This window comes from Methylobacterium sp. OAE515 (assembly GCF_041806315.1).
In the GTDB taxonomy this organism is placed as follows: domain Bacteria; phylum Pseudomonadota; class Alphaproteobacteria; order Rhizobiales; family Beijerinckiaceae; genus Methylobacterium; species Methylobacterium tardum.
In genome coordinates, this window is sequence record NZ_JBGMUV010000001.1 from 6,094,577 (window position 1) to 6,112,771 (window position 18,195).

At 69.1% G+C, this 18,195-nt stretch carries 14 protein-coding genes and 1 tRNA gene; 12 read left to right on the forward strand and 3 right to left on the reverse strand.

What is annotated here, in order from left to right; all coding sequences use genetic code 11:
* Positions 1–50: 50 nt before the first annotated feature.
* Positions 51–1,565 carry a UbiA family prenyltransferase gene (locus ABIE45_RS29665; protein WP_209578364.1) on the reverse strand — a complete coding sequence of 505 codons (1,515 nt, stop codon included), beginning with the start codon at positions 1,563–1,565 and terminating at the stop codon, positions 51–53.
* Positions 1,566–1,801: 236 nt separating this feature from the next.
* Here ABIE45_RS29665 and ABIE45_RS29670 point away from each other — a divergent pair, with 236 nt between their 5' ends.
* The 8 genes from ABIE45_RS29670 (at position 1,802) to ABIE45_RS29705 (ending at position 10,354) form a co-directional block, all read left to right on the forward strand.
* Complete coding sequence (locus ABIE45_RS29670; protein WP_192707922.1) at positions 1,802–4,189, forward strand: Wzz/FepE/Etk N-terminal domain-containing protein; 2,388 nt, start codon at positions 1,802–1,804, stop codon at positions 4,187–4,189.
* Positions 4,186–5,361 carry an acyltransferase gene (locus ABIE45_RS29675; RefSeq protein WP_192707921.1) on the forward strand — a complete coding sequence of 392 codons (1,176 nt, stop codon included), beginning with the start codon at positions 4,186–4,188 and terminating at the stop codon, positions 5,359–5,361. The genes ABIE45_RS29670 and ABIE45_RS29675 overlap by 4 nt, the downstream gene beginning before the upstream one ends.
* A 59-nt stretch (positions 5,362–5,420) precedes the next feature.
* On the forward strand, positions 5,421–6,899 hold the full coding sequence (locus ABIE45_RS29680; protein WP_192707920.1) for a polysaccharide biosynthesis/export family protein: 1,479 nt from the start codon (positions 5,421–5,423) through the stop codon (positions 6,897–6,899).
* Positions 6,896–8,167, forward strand: coding sequence for an O-antigen ligase family protein (locus ABIE45_RS29685; protein WP_192707919.1), 1,272 nt, complete (start codon positions 6,896–6,898; stop codon positions 8,165–8,167). The genes ABIE45_RS29680 and ABIE45_RS29685 overlap by 4 nt, the downstream gene beginning before the upstream one ends.
* 63 nt (positions 8,168–8,230) lie before the next feature.
* Complete coding sequence (locus tag ABIE45_RS29690; RefSeq protein ID WP_192707918.1) at positions 8,231–9,562, forward strand: UDP-glucose/GDP-mannose dehydrogenase family protein; 1,332 nt, start codon at positions 8,231–8,233, stop codon at positions 9,560–9,562.
* 4 nt (positions 9,563–9,566) lie between these two features.
* Positions 9,567–9,866, forward strand: a complete 300-nt coding sequence (locus tag ABIE45_RS29695; RefSeq protein WP_192707917.1) for a hypothetical protein — start codon at positions 9,567–9,569, stop codon at positions 9,864–9,866.
* 74 nt (positions 9,867–9,940) lie between these two features.
* A tRNA-Pro gene (locus ABIE45_RS29700) sits at positions 9,941–10,017 on the forward strand.
* Between the two features lie 13 nt (positions 10,018–10,030).
* The gene (locus tag ABIE45_RS29705; RefSeq protein ID WP_192707916.1) at positions 10,031–10,354 is read left to right on the forward strand and encodes an ETC complex I subunit; all 324 of its coding nucleotides are present in this window, start codon (positions 10,031–10,033) and stop codon (positions 10,352–10,354) included.
* 4 nt (positions 10,355–10,358) lie between these two features.
* Here ABIE45_RS29705 and ABIE45_RS29710 read toward each other — a convergent pair whose 3' ends face one another.
* Positions 10,359–10,817, reverse strand: a complete 459-nt coding sequence (locus ABIE45_RS29710) for a nucleoside deaminase (protein ID WP_192707915.1) — start codon at positions 10,815–10,817, stop codon at positions 10,359–10,361.
* A gap of 50 nt (positions 10,818–10,867) precedes the next feature.
* Positions 10,868–11,935, reverse strand: a complete 1,068-nt coding sequence (locus ABIE45_RS29715) for a spore photoproduct lyase family protein (protein WP_192707914.1) — start codon at positions 11,933–11,935, stop codon at positions 10,868–10,870.
* Between the two features lie 268 nt (positions 11,936–12,203).
* Between ABIE45_RS29715 and ABIE45_RS29720 the strand changes: the two genes are divergently transcribed.
* The 4 genes from ABIE45_RS29720 (at position 12,204) to ABIE45_RS29735 (ending at position 17,998) form a co-directional block, all read left to right on the forward strand.
* Entirely contained in the window at positions 12,204–14,156 is a 1,953-nt protein-coding gene (locus tag ABIE45_RS29720) for a putative bifunctional diguanylate cyclase/phosphodiesterase (RefSeq protein WP_373622907.1), read from the forward strand.
* Between the two features lie 365 nt (positions 14,157–14,521).
* On the forward strand, positions 14,522–15,256 hold the full coding sequence (locus ABIE45_RS29725) for a collagen-like protein (RefSeq protein ID WP_373622804.1): 735 nt from the start codon (positions 14,522–14,524) through the stop codon (positions 15,254–15,256).
* Positions 15,257–15,671: 415 nt separating this feature from the next.
* Positions 15,672–17,294: a TolC family outer membrane protein gene (locus ABIE45_RS29730; protein WP_192707912.1), complete on the forward strand. Its 1,623-nt coding sequence runs from the start codon at positions 15,672–15,674 to the stop codon at positions 17,292–17,294.
* A gap of 122 nt (positions 17,295–17,416) precedes the next feature.
* On the forward strand, positions 17,417–17,998 hold the full coding sequence (locus tag ABIE45_RS29735; RefSeq protein WP_373622805.1) for a PopZ family protein: 582 nt from the start codon (positions 17,417–17,419) through the stop codon (positions 17,996–17,998).
* Positions 17,999–18,195 lie beyond the last annotated feature (197 nt).

The following is an 18,195-nucleotide window of genomic DNA, read 5'->3' on the forward strand; positions in this document are numbered from 1 at the left end:
GGGTCCCTGACCTGCTTCGGGCTCGGTCGTCGCACGGATCCGCATGGGGCTCAGATGCTCGCCGCGATGATCACCGCGCAGGCGACGCCCGTCACCAAGCTGACCCTGTCCTTCAGGGCGAACACGATCGGGTCGTCGTCCATCTCGCCCCGGCGCGTCTTCAGGATCATCCGGCTCACCCAGAACAGGAGCGCGAGGCAGATCAGCCACATGCGCTCGGGGTGGCGGTACAGCGCCGAGACGGCGTCGCTGTTGAGGTAGAGGGCCATGACCAGGGCGGTGAGGTAACCGCTCGCCGCGGCCATCGATTCGAGGGAGGGCAGATCATCCAGCTTGTAGCCGCGGCCCGCCGGGTCGCCCTTGCCGGCCTGCACGCGATCGACCAGCTCCGCGCAGCGCTTCACGAGAGCGAGGCACAGGAACAGGAAGATCGACAGCGCCTGGAGCCAATGCGACAGCGTCAGACCGACGGCGGCGGCGCCACCGACCAGGCGACAGGCGTAGAGGACCGCCAGGGCGACGACATCCGCCACCATCTTCCGCTTGAGGTAGAGGGAGTAGACCGTCGTCAGCATGAAGTAGCCGCCGAGGACCAGCAGGAACTCCGGCGGCAGCGCCGCCGCCAGCAGGACGGAGGCCGTCAGGAGCGCCGGGATCATGGCGGCCCCGTGGACGAGGGGGACGCGCCCGGAGGCGAACGGGCGACGGCACTTCCGGGGATGCGCCCGATCCGACCGCAGATCGAGGAGGTCGTTCAGGACATAGACGGCGGAGGCGCAGAAGCTGAAGCTCCAGAACGCCAGCACGCAGAGCATCAGCGTGGGCCATCCGGCATGGGCGGCCAGCGCGGGGGCGAAGACGAGGATGTTCTTGAGCCACTGGTGCGGGCGCAGGGCGCGCAAATAATCGCGCCACGGCGTCGTACCCGCGTCTAGGGACACGGCATCCGGGCTGAGCATCTTCAGCTTGCGGAACAGCCGGTCGGTCCCCCCGGCCATCAGAGCCTTCCGGCACCGGCCCCAGACGTGGAGATCGACGCTCGAGCCTCCGATGTAGTCGAAGCGCCGCTCACCGAAGCGGCGACACAGGGCATCGGCCTTGGCGCGCCCCGAAAGGTTCACGCCTCCCGAAGACCCGAGCACGCCGTCGAACAGCCCGACCCGGGCGCTCATCGCCTCGACGAGGCGGATGTCCGAGGCGGAGGCGAGATAGATCTGTCGGCCCGCGGCCTTCTCCGCGCGGATCCGCGCGACCACGGCCTCGTTCAGGGGAATGCCCCCGATGTCGAGCCGCAACTCGTCGACGAGGCGTGCTTTGAGGGCACCCTTGCCGCTGCGCAGGCTCAGGAGCGCGGAGGCCGCCCGCAGCGGCCGGCTCGCCGCAAGGGCGAGGAAGGACTCGACGAGCAGATCCGAGTGGATCAGGGTTCCGTCGAGATCGACCACGAGAGGGATCTCGGTCGGGGCGACGCCGGAAAAAGCCGCGCTGTCGGCGGCCGCGGCGGGCCCGCGCGGGAGCTCGATGATGGCATCGACGTCGTCGAGCAGTGAGGGCAAACTACTCACGTTGCCGGATCTCCACGCTACGATGCTGACAAGAAGAGGAAAAACAGCCTCTCGACTGCTTTGAGCCATCTCTTCCGTCACTGAATAGCTGGGCCTCGGCGTCGCCACATGACTTTTGTCAACACGCCACCGCACTGCACAGCCTAACTTGCAAACGTGCACTTCCGAGCCGCGGAATGTTCGCGCCCCGCTCCTTAAAGCGGTGTTCCACGAGCAAGCGTGCCCAGAGAATCCTGATGGCTATGCACGTAGAGCCGGTTGAACTCTCAGCCCGGCAGTTCAACCTGCTCGAACTGTCCCGGATTCTTCGGCGACACTGGCGAGTTCTCGCGCTGGCCATCATCGTCTGCACGGGCGCCGGTGCCGCCTACGCCTTGCTTGCCGCGCCGGTCTACCAATCCACCGCGCGGATGCTCATCGACACGCGGCGGGCGCAGCTGTTCTCGCCGCAGCAATCGGTCGTCTCAAGCGACACTTTCGACGCCGCCTCGGTGGAGAGCCAAGTCGAGGTGATCCGCTCCGAGAACTTGGCGCGATCGGTGATCCGCGATCTCAAGCTCCTCGACGATCCCGACTTCATGCCGAAATCCTCGGGTCTCGGCAGCATGATCACGGCGCGACTCGCGCGCCTGCTCGGCAAGGATTCGACTCCCACCCCGGAGGATCGCGTCCGCGAAGCCCTGAGCCGCTTCGGGAACAACCTGAAGATCAACCGCCTCGGCATCACCTACGTCATCGAGATCAGCTTCTCCGCGCGGACGCCGCAGCTCGCGGCGCGCATCGCCAACGGCGTGGCGGCCGGCTACATCGCGGGCGAGCTCGACGCCAAGCGCGAGACGACGCGGCGAGCCACCGTCTGGCTCCAGGATCGCATCTCGGAACTGCGCGAGCAGACCTTCGCGGCGGACCGGGCGGTCCAGTCGTTCAAGGCGGACAACAATCTGGTCACGATCGGGCGCAGCCTGATCAGCGATCAGCAGCTCGCCGAACTCAGCACGCAGCTCACCACCGCGCGCGGTCTGACCGCCGAGACGCATGTGCGGCTCGAATGGGCGCAACGGGCGCTCAAGGACGGGATGCCCGACGCCACGACGATCGACAGCCTGAAGAGCGATGTCCTCGGCCGCCTGCGCCAGCAGATCGTCGACCTGACGGCGCGCGAGCAGGATTGGTCCCGGCGCTTCGGCCGCGACAATTCCGCGTCCGAGAGCCTGCGCACGTCGCTCAAGCAGGCCCAGCGCGCCTTCGAGGACGAGCTCCGGCGGCTCGCCGAGGTCTATCGCGGCGAGTTCGAGGTGGCGAAGGCGCGCGAGGAGGCGATCCAGACCAATCTCGGCCACATGCTCAAGGTGTCGGCCGACACGGACCTCAAGGCGGTGGGGTTGCGGGAGCTAGAGAGCTCGGCCCAGAGCTACAAGGGCCTCTACGACAGCATGCTGACGAAGTTCATGGAGGCCAGCCAGCAGGCGCTGCTGCCGACCACGGACGCCCGGATCATCACGGCCGCCTTTCCCCCCTCCGGCAAATCCGAGCCGCGGACCATGATCGTCCTGGCCGTGTCCGGCGTGCTCGGCCTGATGGCCGGTCTTGGCGTCGCCTTCCTGCGGGAGGCCACGGACCGGGTGGTCCGCCGTCCGGATCAGATCGAGGCCGCCACCGGGGCCGAGTGCCTCGGCCTGCTGACCGAAATCCCGGCCGGGAAGACCCTGCCCCTGCCGGCGGTCACCTGCACGGGCGAGCGCCAGATCCGCTGCACCACGCTGATCGAGCGCTACTCGGTGATCGAGCCGACCTCGCTGTTCACCGAGACGCTGCGCTCGATCCGTGTCGCGATCGACGTGGAATCCGGCGACCAGGCACAGATCATCGGCATTACCTCCACGCTCCCCGGCGAGGGCAAGAGCACGATCGCGCTCAACCTCGCGCGGCTGATCGCCCATGGCGGACATCGCGTCCTGCTGATCGACGGCGATCTGCGCCGCCGTGCGCTCACCCTCGGGGTCAGCGAGGCCGGCGCCCCGGCCCTGGTCGAGGTGCTCCGCGGCGAGGTGCCCGTCTCGGACGTGCTCTGGCAGTGCCCCGACACGGGGATGCATTTCCTTCCGGTCGGCGCCTACGAGGGCGGCCGGCACATGGCCGAGCTGATCCCGGCCTCGGGCCTGGCGCAGGTGCTGTCCTGGACGCGCGAGGCGTTCGACTACGTCCTGATCGACCTTCCGCCGCTCGTGCCGGTGGTCGACGTGCGCGCGGCCAACCGGCTGATCGATCGGTTCGTCCTCGTCGCGGAATGGGGGCAGACGACACAGGACGTGATCCGCACCGAACTCGCCGCGAATCGCGTCATCCGCGACAAGCTCCTGGGTGTCGTCCTCAACCGCATCGACCCCCGCTTCCTCAAGCAGATCGACGCGAATCGCGGCAGCCGATACGGCACCTACCTGCAGCCTTCCCAGGCTGAGCTTGCGGCCCAGGCCGTCCCGACATGGCGCAACGCGATCCCGCGGATGCTCGCCTCGCTGCGCCACGGCCGGTCGGCGCCGCGGCGTCGCGAGCAGCGCGGCGGTGCCGGACAGGCCCCGCCCGCGCAGGCCAGTTCCACCCGGCACGGCGGCGAGGCCTCATGACCCCGTCGCCCGTCTCACAGCGTCCGGCGGCCAGCCCATACGGCGACCGGTCGTCCGATGCAGCGCGGCTCGACGCCTTCAAGGGTCTTTTCATCGCGCTCATCGTGGCCGGGCACAACCATACCTTCGAGGCCGTCGCCGGCGAGGCGCGGGGCGGCCTCTACCTGGTTCACGTGGCGATGTTCCTGCTGCTGCCGTTCCTCCGGCCGCGGAGCGAATGGAGCCGCCTCGGCTGGGCCGACGGCCTGGTCCGCTACGGCTGGCCGATGGTGGTCTTCTGCACCCTCTACGCGGGCCTGTTCGCCCTCTTCAGCGGCCGAAGCCCGGGCGAGGCCGTCCTCGCCGTCCCCTACGCCGCCTTGGCGATGAGCGCGCCGGCGTTCGAGCAGGTCACCGGCCTGCAGATCCTCTGGTTCCTGCCGGCCCTGATCGGCTTGCGCTTCGCCCTGAAGCTTCTCGGCGCCGCGGCGATGCCGTCCCTGCGCCTGCTGCTTGTCCTGGCGTTCGCCGCGCACCTGTGCGTCGGGCTGCTGCCCCAGGCCTGGCTCCAGGTCACGCCGCTCGGCTGGCCGATCGTCGCCTATATGCTCTTTCCCGGTCTCGTCGCGCACGCGCTTCAGAGCGGCGGGTTCCGCATACCCCTCCGGCAGGTCGGGCCGGCGCTGCTCGTCGCGATCCTCCTCGCCGTGCTCTACCGCCATGCCGGAGCCGTCTTCGGCGCGTCGCCCTCGGCGCCGCTGTTCTCGCTGGGCAAGCTGGAAGTCCCCTCGATCGCCGAACCGGTCCGGCTGCTCGCGGCGGATGCCGCGCAGCTGATCGTCCTGTTCTCGGGCCTGACCCTGTGCGGGCTCGCGGCGATGCAGGTCATCTTCTCGGATCTCGGCCGGCACTCCCTCGAGATCTACCTGTTCCACCAGCCGATCTACATCGGGCTGCTCGCCGTGAGCCGGAAGCTCGGGATTGCCGCCGGCGATATCGGCATGGGGCTGGTGCTGTTCGCGCTCACCCTGGCGCTCGCCTTCGCGATGGCCCGCCTCCTGGCCGGCTTCCCCCGGCTGCGGCGCCTGCTGTTTCCGCAGGGCGCCCCGGACCTGCGGCGGCTGTCCGCGCCGCAGGTCGGCGAGGCCGTGCCGATCCGCGCCCGCACGTCCGACACGCCGGCCGGTCGATGAGAGCGACGATGCCCGGACACATCGCGGCGGACGCCGCACTCCAGACGAGGACAGCAAGCATGCGACAGCGCAGTGCGAGACGGCTCGGCCTGATGGTTGTGCTCGCGACCCTGTTGGTTTCCGGGCAGAGCGCGGCCGACCCCGCGGTCGCGCCGACGCGGCCGGGCGTCAACGCGGCGGCCCACCGGATGGAGCCCGGTGACGTTCTGGAGATCAACGTCGTCGGCACGGCCGACCTGAAACAACGCGTGGTGGTCGGGCTCGACGGCGACATCCAGCTCAATCTGGCGGGATCAGTCCCGGCGGCTGGCCTGACCCTGCAGGAGCTGCGCGGGCAGATCTGCACGGCGCTGTCGCGGAAGGTGCTCAAGCAGCGCACGCTCGACGGACGGGACACGGTGCAGACGATTGAGCCTGACGATGTGACTGTCACGATCGCGGAGTATCGCCCGATCTACATCAGCGGCGACGTGGCGCGTCCCGGCGAGATTCCGTTCCGCCCGGGCATCCTGGTGGGCCAGGCCATCACCCTGGCCGGCGGCTACGACATCATGCGGTTCCGGCTCAGCAATCCGTTCCTCGATACCGCCGACATGAAGAGCGACTACGACACGCTCTGGATGGATCTGGTGCGCGAGCAGAGCCGCATCGCGCGCCTGGAGGCCGAGTTGAAGGGGCAGGCCGATCTGGGCAGTTTCGACGTCCGCGGCACCCCGCTGCGTCCCGCAGCCGTGCAGCAGATCATCCGCCTCGAGGCGGACCAGATGAAGGCCCGCAACGCCGACTACCAGAAGGAGCGCGACTTCTTCGAGCGCGCCATCGCGCAGTCCGACAACAACCTCGCGGTCCTGACGGAGCAGCAGAAGAACGAGAAGGAGGGAGCGGACCTCGACGCCTCGGATTACGAGCGGATCCGCGAGCTGTTCCAGCGCGGAGCGGTGCCGATCACCCGGCTGACCGATGCACGGCGCTCCATGCTGCTCTCCTCCACGCGCTCACTCCAGACGCAAAACCAGATCGAGCAGGTGAAGAAGGACCGCGAGGACGCCCGGCGCAACCTCCAGCGGACGTCCGACAAGCGCCAGATCGAACTGACCCAGGATCTCCAGAACGCGGTCTCCAAGATCGCGGCTCTGCGCAACAAGCTGGAGGCCGTCGGGGACAAGCTGGTCTATACCGGCCTCGTCAAGTCGCAGCTCGTCCGCGGCAAGGGCGGGGAGCCCGATCTCAAGATCTCGCGGCGCAGTGCGACGGGGCGGGTGCGCCGCCCGGCCCGGGACGATACCGAACTCCTGCCCGGCGATGTGCTGGAGGTGACGCTGGAAGCCGAGCTGGTCCCGCCCCTTCCCCCTCAGACGAACTTCTCCAATGACAAGCCGACTTCGCAGGCCGATCAGCCCGCGGCGGTCGTCGACCAAAGGGACGGCACGCGCGGCGCCACCGTGGCCGTCAACGAACCGGGCCGGTCGCCCGTCCGGGCGAGCCCGGACCGCAAGCCGGCGGGCGAGCGCGGCGCCGGCAGCGGAGCCGCCCGGTGACGGCACCGTCCCTGACGGAGCGCGCCGTGGCGGCCGGTCTCGTGCTGGCGCTCGCCGGGCTTTTCAGCGGGCTCACGGCCAACACGCCGCTGGGCAGCCTGAAGCCGTTCGACATCCTGATCATGCTGATCACGGTGCCCTGCCTCGCGAGCAAGAGCCTGGCGGACTTCAAGATCAGCACGGGCCTGCTCCTGATGATCGTCTTCTATCTTGTCTGCACGGTGCCGAGCTGCCTGGAGAACGACTTCCTCTATGGCCTGCGCCGGGCGATCCAGGTCATGATCCTCGTGTCGTTCGGGGTCGTGCTGCTGAACGTGAACCCCGCCGCGCTCACGCGCCGGCACTACGTCCTCGCCCTCGCCGTCATGGCCTGCATCGTCGCCGTCAACGTCGTGTGGCACGTGGCGAACGGCTATCTGACCGATTGGAAGCGGCTCGGGGACCCGAAGTCACTGTTCATCTTCCTGCCGGCCTGCGTCGGCGTCGGGATCGTGCTCAAGGTTCTCCCGCGCAACGCGCTCACGGCCGCGATCTGGGCGCTCCTGTGCGTGCTCATCCTGATGTCGGGCGAGCGCAAGGCGCTTCCGGCCTTCTTCCTGATCAGCCTGGCCGTCTACCTCGACCTGAACAGCCTGCGCGGCTTCGCGCTGGCGGTCGTCGCCGGCCTCGTCGTCGTCATCGCCGGCGATATCGTCCTCGACGGCTACGTCTTCCGCCGCATCGAGAGCATCTTCGCGGGCTCGGATCCGCGCAACGATCCGCTCTACATCCTCCAGGGCGGGATCCCCGCCTCCCTGAGCGATGCCCAGCGGAAGCTCGGCATCCAGGTCGCGACCCAGCTGTTCCACGACAATCCGATCTTCGGCTCCGGGATGGAATCGACTGTGAATTATGCGCGAAGCCATTTCTCGAACTATCCGAAGTTCCTCACCGGTGTGGCGCACAACGAATTCTGGAGAGTACTGGCCGAGCACGGCATCTTCGGCATGACATTTATGCTGATACCGATGCTGAGAACACTCTACCTGACGGCGATGGACAGTATCACCCTGTACCGCCTGAACGGGCAGACCACCTACCCGCGCTGCATGCTCATCATCCTGGTCCCGATCGCGGCCTACATGTGGTCCGAAGGGTCGGGCGTCGAAATGTTCACGCTGATCATGCTCGTCGCGCTCCTGCCCGACCTCATGCCGGGGATCGCGGCGCGGGCCCAGGCGCACACCCGGCCGGTATCCCGTCGCGCGCTCGTCGCCTTGCCCGCCTGATCGGATCAAGACGCCGCGCCGCCAACCCGTCGCCCAGACCCGGTTTCAACCAAGGAGATCCAGATGAAGATCACGATCGTCGGCTCAGGCTATGTCGGGCTCGTCTCCGGCGCGTGCTTTGCGGATTTCGGCCATAGCGTCGTCTGCGTCGACAAGGATGCCGACAAGATCGCCGCGCTCAAGGCTGGCCGCATGCCGATCTACGAGCCGGGCCTCGACGCGCTGGTCGCCGAGAACGTGCGGCAGGAGCGGCTGATCTTCACCACCGACCTGGCCGCCGCGGCCTCCGACGCCGATGCGGTGTTCATCGCGGTGGGCACGCCGTCGCGGCGCGGCGACGGCTTCGCCGACCTGAGCTTCGTCCACGCGGTCGCCCGGGAAATCGCCCCGGCGCTGCGCGGCTATACGGTGGTCTGCACCAAGTCGACGGTTCCGGTGGGCACGGGCGACGAGGTCGAGCGGATCATCAGGGAGGCCAACCCGGCCGCGGAGGTCTCGGTGGCGTCCAACCCCGAGTTCCTGCGCGAGGGCGCGGCGATTGCCGACTTCAAGCGGCCCGACCGGATCGTGGTCGGCACCCAGGACGCCCGCGCCGAGGCGGTGATGCGCGAGGTCTACCGGCCGCTCTACCTCAACCAGGCGCCGATCCTGGTCACCGACCGGCGCACCGCCGAGCTGACCAAGTACGCCGCCAACGCGTTCCTGGCCGCCAAGATCACCTTCATCAACGAGGTCGCCGACCTGTGCGAGGCGGTCGGCGCCGACGTCCAGCAGGTCGCGCGCGGCATCGGCCTCGACAAGCGCATCGGCCCGAAGTTCCTGCATGCCGGGCCGGGCTACGGCGGCTCGTGCTTTCCCAAGGACACGCTGGCGCTGGTCAAGACCGCCCAGGATGCCGGCACGCCGCTGCGGCTGGTCGAGACCGTGGTGGCGGTCAACGACCAGAGGAAGCGCGCCATGGCCCGCAAGGTGATCAAGGCCTGCGGCGGCTCGGTGCGGGGCAAGACGGTGGCGCTGCTCGGGCTGACGTTCAAGCCCGACACCGACGACATGCGCGACGCGCCCTCGCTGGCGATCGTGGCCGGGCTGCAGGATGCCGGCGCGCGGATCGTGGCCTACGATCCGGAAGGCATGGCCCACGCCCGCACGCTGATGCCGGAGGTAACCTACGCCGAGGATGCGTATGCCTGCGCCGAGGGCGCCGACGCCCTGGTCATCGTCACCGAGTGGAACGCCTTCCGAGCGCTGGATCTCGGTCGCCTCGCCCGGATCATGAACGCGCCGGTCATGGTCGATCTGCGCAACATCTACCGCTCTCAGGATGTCCGCGCGAAGGGCTTCTCCTACCGGGGCATCGGGACCGATCCCGGCCTGTCCCAGGCGGACAAGGCGTAGGACCGTGCCGGAGCCGGCCGCGACGGTCGTCGAGGGGCGGACCGCCCGGGCGCAGCGCCGCGCCCGGTGGACGGGATGGCGCGATGCCGCAGGCGTCCCGCCGACCGGCGCGGCGCTGCGGCGCGGGGTGGCCGGCTGGCTCTTCCTCATCGGCGTCGCGCTCATCGTGATCGGCATGGCGCTGGCCCGCTGGGACGTGCGGCCGGGACTCGAGGGCGTTCGGCGTCTGCCCGGCAATCAAGGGCCGGGTCTGCTCGATCGGGTCGCGGCGTGGCCTCCACCTCCGGAGCGGCGGCCCGGTTGACGCGCCGGACCGTCTTGGCCGCCTTGCGGGCCGGCGGCCGAGACGCTAGGGATCTGAACCCCTCGCCGGGGTGTCGGGGTGTGGCGCAGTCTGGTAGCGCACCTGGTTTGGGACCAGGGGGTCGTAGGTTCGAATCCTATCGCCCCGACCATTCGTTCAGGAGCATGTCGCGTCAGATGCCGAGCGCCCGGATCTTCCGTCCATCTCGGGATGCCACGCAGTCGGGCCTCGCCCGGACCAAGCAGTGGATCCTGGAGTTCGACCGGACCAGCCCGCGCGAGATCGACCCGCTCATGGGTTGGAACGGGTCCTCCGACATGATGCAGCAGGTGCGGCTGGAGTTCGACACCGAGGAGGAGGCCGTGGCCTACGCGAAGCGCGAGGGCATCGCCTACCGGGTCGAGCAGCCGGCAAAGCCGGCCCTGCGCAAGGGCCTGTCCTACTCCGACAACTTCAAATTCAACCGCACGGCGCCCTGGACGCACTGACGCGTCAGGTTTCCCGGCGCGCCCGCCACGCGGCATAGGGCGCGTCGCCGGCCGGTCGGATCTGGCTCAGCCGCATCGGCTGCGCATCGAGGGGCTGGCACAGTTCGGCGTAGATCGTGGCGCTGCCGGCTCCGTATTGCTCGGCCTCCTCGGCCGAGAAGGCGAAATAGCCCTGCTTGAAGCCGGCGAGCCGCATCGCGGCATGGCACATCGGGCACGGGCGGCCGCTCGCGTACATCACGCAATCGGACAGGTCGCGACGGCCCAGGATCTGGCTCGCCTCGCGCAACGCCACCATCTCGGCATGGGCGCTCGGGTCGTTGGTCGCGTGCACGGTGTTGGCCGCGCGCACGAGCACGGCACCGTCGCGCACGATCACCGCCCCGTAGGGTGAGCCCCCGGCCGCGACATTCGACTCGGCGAGCGCCACCGCCTCGCGGATATAGGCCTCGTGCGTGGACATGGATCCGAACTCCTTCGCCGGCGCTCCAACGCCGCGCGCGGCCCCGGAGTTCAGAACGCGTAGCGCACCGTGCAGTACGGCATGGTCTCGGCGAGCAGGGCCTTGAACCGGGCGAGCCATTGGCCCTTCCAGCCGGCCCGGTAGCGCAGGTTCGTGCCGCCGCCCTCGGAGACCTTCGGCTCCTGGATATCCGGCCGCCAGAGCAGATCCTCGGCGCGGGGATGCCAGCCCAGGTTCACGGCGTGTAGATCCGCGTTGTGGGTCAGCATGATGATCTCGCATTTGAGCTGCGCCTTGGCGGCGTCCGACAGCGTTGCGTCGATCTCGGCGAACAGCGCCCGCCAGTCGGCCTCCCAGCCCTCGTAAAGGATCACGGGCGAGAAATTGGCATGGACCTCGTAGCCGGCGGCGACGAAGTCATCGATGGCGGCGATCCGCTCCGGGATGGGGGCGGTGCGCACGTCGACGATCTTGGCGATCTTCGCCGGCATGAGCGAGAAGCGGATCCGCGTCTTGCCTTGCGGATCGTAGTCCAGAAGCTCGCGATTCACCGCCTTGGTGGCGAACGAGGCTTTCGCGTTCGGCAGGGCGCGGAACAGCTCGACCATGCTGCGCACGCCGCTGCTGACGGCGGCGTCGACCGAGAGGTCGCCGTTCTCGCCGATGTCGTAGACCCAGTACTCCGGATCGATCGCGTCGGGCTCAGGCAGGGGACCCTGCCGCTTGGCATGCCGGGTGATCGCCGCGCAGGCCTGCTCGACGTTCACGAACAGGGAGATCGGGTTCGAGAAGCCCTTGCGGCGCGGCACGTAGCAATACGCGCAGGCCATGGCGCAGCCGTTGGAGGTGGAGGGCGCGATGAAATGGGCGCTGCGTCCGTTCGGGCGCATCGTCAGGCTCTTCTTCACGCCGAGCACGAGCGTCGAGCGCTTGATGCGAACCCAATCCTCCACGGACCCGGCATTGCCGTGCAGGTCCGGGATGTTCCAGTGGGACGGCACCACGATGCGCTCCGCCGCGGGATAGCGCGCGAGGATCTGCTGCCCGACGGGAAACGCATCGACCGCGGGCTCGTGGTAGATCGTCCGGATGTCGAGGAGATCGCGGGTCAGTGCCATGACGGGTCCGGGAGCCAGAAATGGCCCGTGGATCGATATGGTGTTCGGCAGCCGGACTGAAATGGCTTGCGGCCTGACGCCTCAATCAACCGCAAGACCGGTGCAGATCAGGAAGATCTCTGTTTCTCGGCCGATCTTCAACGATATCTTACGATTCCCTGGCGATCCTCACGCGCCTCTCAGTGGACGTGCGATGATCGTTCAGGACCAGAAGAGATCCGGTCCGGAGACATCCGGCCCCGGCGAGGGCGTCGGACCTGCGGGATGGATGCGCGACGTGCTGATCCGTCGGGACCAGCTCGAAGCCATGCGCGGCAGCGTCCTGACGGCGATCCCCGTCAACATGCTGCTCGGGCTGGCGAGCCTGCTGGTCGCGTACCGAAGCGATCACGGCTCTGCCGGAGCCCTCTGGTATGCGGCCTCGACCGGGGTCAACCTGCTACGCATCGCGCTCTGCCGTGCGCCCTGCCTCGGTTTGTCCCTGACGGCCGACATGCCGCCACGGATGACCGAGGCGGCCGCGCACTCGATCGATCGGCATCTGCGCGCCAACATCGCCGCGGCGTTCCTGTCCGGCTCGGTCTGGGCCTGCCAGCCCCTGCTCTGCGAGGGCTACACCTCCGCGCAGGCGCTGTTCTATCTCGGCGTGACCTGCGGCGTCACGGCCGGGGCCGTGACCCACGGGACGGCTTTCGCCCGCATCCCGGTCAGCTTCATCCTGCTCCCGCTGCTGTCGGTGACCGGCTGCCTCCTTCTCGCCGGGGGGTTCGACCGGACCTGCCTGGCGGCCTGCGTGCTGCTGTATTTCCTCGCCCTGACCCACACCGCCTTCCGCAGCGAGGCCGGGTTCCGCGCGGCGAGCCGGCTCAAGAACGAGGCCACCGCGCTGGCGCGCTCGCGCGCCGAGGCCCATGCGAGCGCGAGCGCCCTCGTCGATGAGATGCGCTGGCGCGCCACCCACGACGACCTCACCGGCCTGCTGAACCGGGCGGGCTTCATCCAGCAGGCGGAAGACCGGCTCGCGGCCGGCGCGCAGAGCCTGCTGCTGCTCGACCTCGACGGCTTCAAGTTCGTCAACGACGTCTACGGGCACAAGTCCGGCGACCATGTGCTGATCGAGGTCGCCCGTCGGTTGCGCGCCGCAGCGCCGGAAACAGCCCTCGCCGCCCGCCTCGGCGGCGACGAGTTCGCGGTGCTGTACGATCACGCCGCGTCCGGGACGTCCCACGACGTGCTGGCGGAGCGCCTCATCGCGGCGGTCGGCCTGCCGTTTGCCGGCTTCGATGCGGGCCGGCTCGGGGTCAGCATCGGCATCCATGCCGGACCCGAGCCGAGCCTGACGGAGATGCTGAGCTGCGCCGACGAGGCGCTGTATGCCGCGAAGGCGTCCGGTCAGAGCCAGTTCCGCACCTTCGATGCCGGCTTGCGCGACCGCCTGCAGATGCGACGCGACTTGGAGCGCGACCTCTCTCAGGCGCTGGCCGAGAACGCCCTGGAGGTGTGGTTCCAGCCGATCTACGCCCTGGACGCTCGTACGCTCGTGGGGTTGGAAGCCCTGGTGCGCTGGCAGCATCCCCGGCTCGGCTGGATCGCGCCGCCGGACCTGATCGCCGCGGCCGCGTCGGTCGGCCTGACCGAATCGCTGCTCCGCGCCATCCTCGAGCAGGTCTGCGCGATGATGCAGATCCTGCGCAGCCGGGGACTGGGCACCGTCCGCGTGGCGATGAACGTCTCACCCCGGGAGATGGCGCAGGTTCCGGTGGACGAGATCGTCATCGGCCGGCTGAGCCTGCTCGACCTGCCGCCCGCCATGCTGGAGATCGAGATTACCGAGGAGACGGCGCTCGATATCGGGGCGGTCCAGGGCAAGCTGCAGGCCCTGTCACGGGCCGGTATCCGGGTGGCCCTGGACGATTTCGGCATCGGCTACTCGTCGCTCTCGTCCCTGCGCCAGCTCCGGGCCGACCGGATCAAGATCGACCGGAGCTTCGTCACCGGGCTCGGGACCTGCGAGGACAAGCACGGCCTGGTGCTCGCCGTGCTCGGCCTCGGCCGGCTGCTCGGGCTCGAGGTCGTCGCCGAGGGCGTCGAATCGGCCGAGGAGCTGCACATCCTGCAGGCGATGGGTTGCCCGTTCCTCCAGGGCTATCACCTCGGCCGACCGATGCCGGTGCACGCCCTGGAGAACACGCTGCTCATCGCACAGACAGAGGCGGCCTGAACGCCGCCCGATCGCGCCGAGGCTGATCGGGACCAGGCCGAGGGCCGGGTTGGCCGCCTGTCCCGTCCGTCGGCATCGCGGCGGCGTTGCCATCCGCGCCTCGGGCGTGCGGCATACACCCTCGATGTGTTCGCATCATGAATAGGGCTAATCGCCCAGCCGAATATCGAATATGTATCTATAAGCCGCGAGATGCGCTTTTTTCACATTGCATTTCGTCCGCAAGGGACTGCTTAATCAAGCCCGACGGTAGTGCGACTGCCGGACCGATTGCAGGACTCGTCATGCGCGCCTTGCGCACGCGCCGCGCCCTTTATTCCCTGATGATCGCATCGGCCGCCTGTCCTGTCCCAGCGCAGGCCGAGATGCGCATCGAAGCCGCGAAGATTACCGGTGGGGACCTCTGGATCATCGGGTATGCCGACGATCCCGACACAGAGATTACTCTGGACGACGGGTTTCCGCAGCGAACAGACAGCCGCGGCTACTTCGAGTTCCGAATCGTCTACCATCCGGCCACTTGCATCGCGACGCTGCGCACCCCGCGGCAGTCCCGCGGCGTCGTCGTCGCCGGCTGTGGCCAGATGGGGCCGCAGGCGGCCGGCCTCGTCGGCCCGGCGGGGCCGCGCGGGGAGCGAGGAGAGGCCGGCCCCAAAGGCGAGCCGGGCGCCATGGGTCCTCCCGGACCGCCCGGGGCCGAGGGTGCGCGCGGCGATCCCGGACCGGCGGGCCCTGCCGGGGGGATCGGTCCGGCGGGTCCGGCGGGTCCGGCAGGCGCCCCCGGCCCGGTCGGCGCGGTCGGTCCGGCGGGTCCGTCCGGCGATCCCGGACCGGCGGGCGAGATCGGCCCGGCGGGTCCGGCAGGCGCGCCCGGTGCCCGCGGCCCGCAAGGGCCGCAAGGGCCGCCAGGGCCGCACGGACCGCCGGGACCGCCGGGACCGCCCGGAAAGATGGGACCGCCCGGGACGATCGCGAAGCCGAAGGTGCCCCCGACGCCGGCGCGGGCGGCGAGACCCCGCCCGGCGCGCGAATCTGCGCGCCCGAGCGAAGCTCCCGAGGCCGAGCCGGGCGCCGGGGTGCCCGCCGAGGATCGCTATTGAGCCGCGCATCGATGCCGCTTGCGGATTCGTGCGGGTGCCGGAGCGTGGCGCATCCGAATGCGCGCCAACCCCGTCCGCCATCGCACGGCGCAGCCTGTGACGCCGCGCGTCGCCACCGAAAAGGCGTTTTCGTGGGGTCGCTCGCTGCCGCAAAAGGGCGGCGTGGCGCCCCGTCGGGGACCTGTCACCTTAATGCCCCAACCGCACACTTTCCGAGGCCATGGGGCAGCCGACGCGAGCCAAGACGCTCGATTTGCGTTAAGCGTGACGGTGGGGTGGGCTTAATCGGATCCCAACGGAACGCCATACCTTGGCTGTTTTCGTCGCAGACATCCGGATCGGAAGAGGCCGGAAGGGCTTGTTCATCGTGAAACGACGTCCGCCAGCGAGTCGCCCACCATTCCGCGGGGTCGGAATGGTGGCGTCCGGGCTCGCGATCTTGGCAACGGCTCCGGCCACCGCCGAGACGTTGGAGAGCGCACTCGCGAAGGCCTATCAGGGCAACCCGAGCCTCAACGCGAGCCGTGCCGGCGTGCGCGCGATCGACGAGAACGTCGCGATCGCGCAGTCCGGCTACCGGCCGCAGGTCAATGTCGGCGCCTCGATCGGCGTTCAGTACCTGCAGACCACCAGCGCCAGCGCCGTCTCCTCGGCCGGCGGCTCGGCGACGGCCGCGGCAACGGCAGCGGGGACGTCCAGCGCCGGATCGCTTCTGGGGGGCACGGCCGGGGCTGGCTCCACCCTCGGCACCACGACCGGGCTCGGCTCCGGGCTGGGGACCAGCACGGGGGTCGGCGCCGGCGGTGCCGGTGCGGGCCTGACCTCCGGCGCGACGTCGAATGCAGCCAGTCAGCCCGGTCAGTCGATCGGATCGACTGCCTCGACCGAGGCGGTCGCCCAGACCATCACGTCGCGGCGGACGGTCGGTCAGACCTATCTCCCGGCCAGCGCGGGCCTGACCGTCTCGCAGACTCTGTTCAACGGCTTCCAGACCGACAACCAGACGCGGCGCGCCGAGTCGACCGTCTACAGCCAGCGCGAGATCCTGCGCTTCACGGAGCTGACGGTCCTCTACAACGCCGTTCAGTCCTACATGAACGTGCTGAGCAACACGGCCACGCTGGAGCTCAATCGGAACAACGTCGAGGTTCTGGAAGAGCAGCTTCGCCAGACCCGCGACCGGTTCAACGTGGGCGAAGTCACGCGGACCGACGTCGCGCAGGCGGAGGCCCGCCTCGCCGGCGCGCGCTCGCAGGTCAGCGCCGCCGAATCAGCCCTGCGCACCAGCATCGGCATCTATCGGCAGAACATCGGTGTGGAGCCGCGCCAGCTGGCACCGGGCCGGCCGCTCGACAGGTTCGTCCCGCCAAGTCTGGACGCGGCCATCGCCATCGGCCTGCGTGATCATCCGCAGATCGTGTCGGCGATCCACGCCGTCGATGCGGCCGAGGCACAGGTCAAGGTGCTGGAGGGGCAGCTCGCGCCGAGCGTCAGCCTGCAGGGCTCGCTGACCCAGAGCTACGATCAGAGCGGCCCGAACCAGAGCTTCTTCATCGGATTCGTGGGCGGGCGGGTGAATATCCCGATCTACGAGGGCGGCCAGGTCTACGCCTCGATCCGCCAGGCCAAGGAGACGGTCGGCCAGAACCGCATTCAGGTCGACCAGGCGCGCGACCAGGTCCGGGCGCAGATCGTCGATTTCTGGGGCCGGCTCGAGGCCGCGAAGGCGCAGGTCATCGCGGCGCAGGCCCAGGTCCAGGCCAACGAGGTGGCGCTGAACGGCGTGCGCGAGGAAGCACGCGTCGGCCAGCGGACGACCCTCGACGTGCTCAACGCGCAGCAGGAGCTCCTCACCTCGCGCGTGAACCTGATCGTCGCCCAGCGCGATCGCGTGATCTTCTCCTACGGGGTGGTTCAGGCGATCGGACAGCTCACGGCCCGGTTCACCGCCCTGCCGGTCGAGTACTACAGCGCCAAGGTCCACTACGATCAGGTCAAGGATCTGTGGTTCGGCCTGCGCACGCCGGATGGGCGCTGAGGTCTTTTCCACGGGGAGTGTGGTGCTGGCGCGCTTGCCGCAACGAAATGGCATGGAATACTGATTGAACACCGGCCCGTTCGGGCCGCTTTCCAGTCTCCCATGCCCGAGTGCGCCTGCCGATGAGTGCAGCAAGCCCCAAGATCCCGGACACGAATTTCCAGGACAAGGCTGCCGACAAGGCGCACGAGCCTTCGATGGAAGAGATCCTGGCGTCGATCCGGAGGATCATCGCCGACGATCAGGCGACCAAGCCGGCCGAGGTCGCCCCGGCGCCCGAGCCCGACGACGTACTCGATCTCGCGGAGGTCGCTGAACCGGTCGTCCGTCCGCGCGCCGTCGCGCCGGAGCCCGAACCGGCGATGATCGATTTCGACGAGATCGATTTCGACGAGCCGGTGGCCCCGGAGCCGGAGCCGATCCCGGAGCCCCCGGCACCCCCGCCGCCGCCGCAGCCGGTGTTCCAGGCGGCACGGCCGGAGCCGGAGCCCGAGGCCCTCGTCTCGCCGGCCACCGACGCCAGCGTCAGCGGCGCGTTCAACCTGCTGGCCCACACGGTGCTGACGCAGAACGCCCGGACGCTGGAGGATCTCGTCAAGGAGATGCTCCGGCCGATGCTGAAATCCTGGCTCGACGACAACCTGCCGGCCGTGGTCGAGCGTCTCGTGCGGGCCGAGATCGAGCGGGTCTCGCGCGGTCGCTGAGTCTCACACCGCGATTGCGGGGCGGGATCGGCTAGCACCTGAGCCGATCGGCCGACCGAAATCGCCTCCCCACCGTCATCCCGGGTCCGCATGGGGGAGCCCGGGATCGAGAGCCGCCGAGGCGCCAAGCACGGGCACCCGATGAGGGTCTGGGTTCCGGGCCCTGCTGCGCAGTCCCGGAACGACGGGCTCGTCGT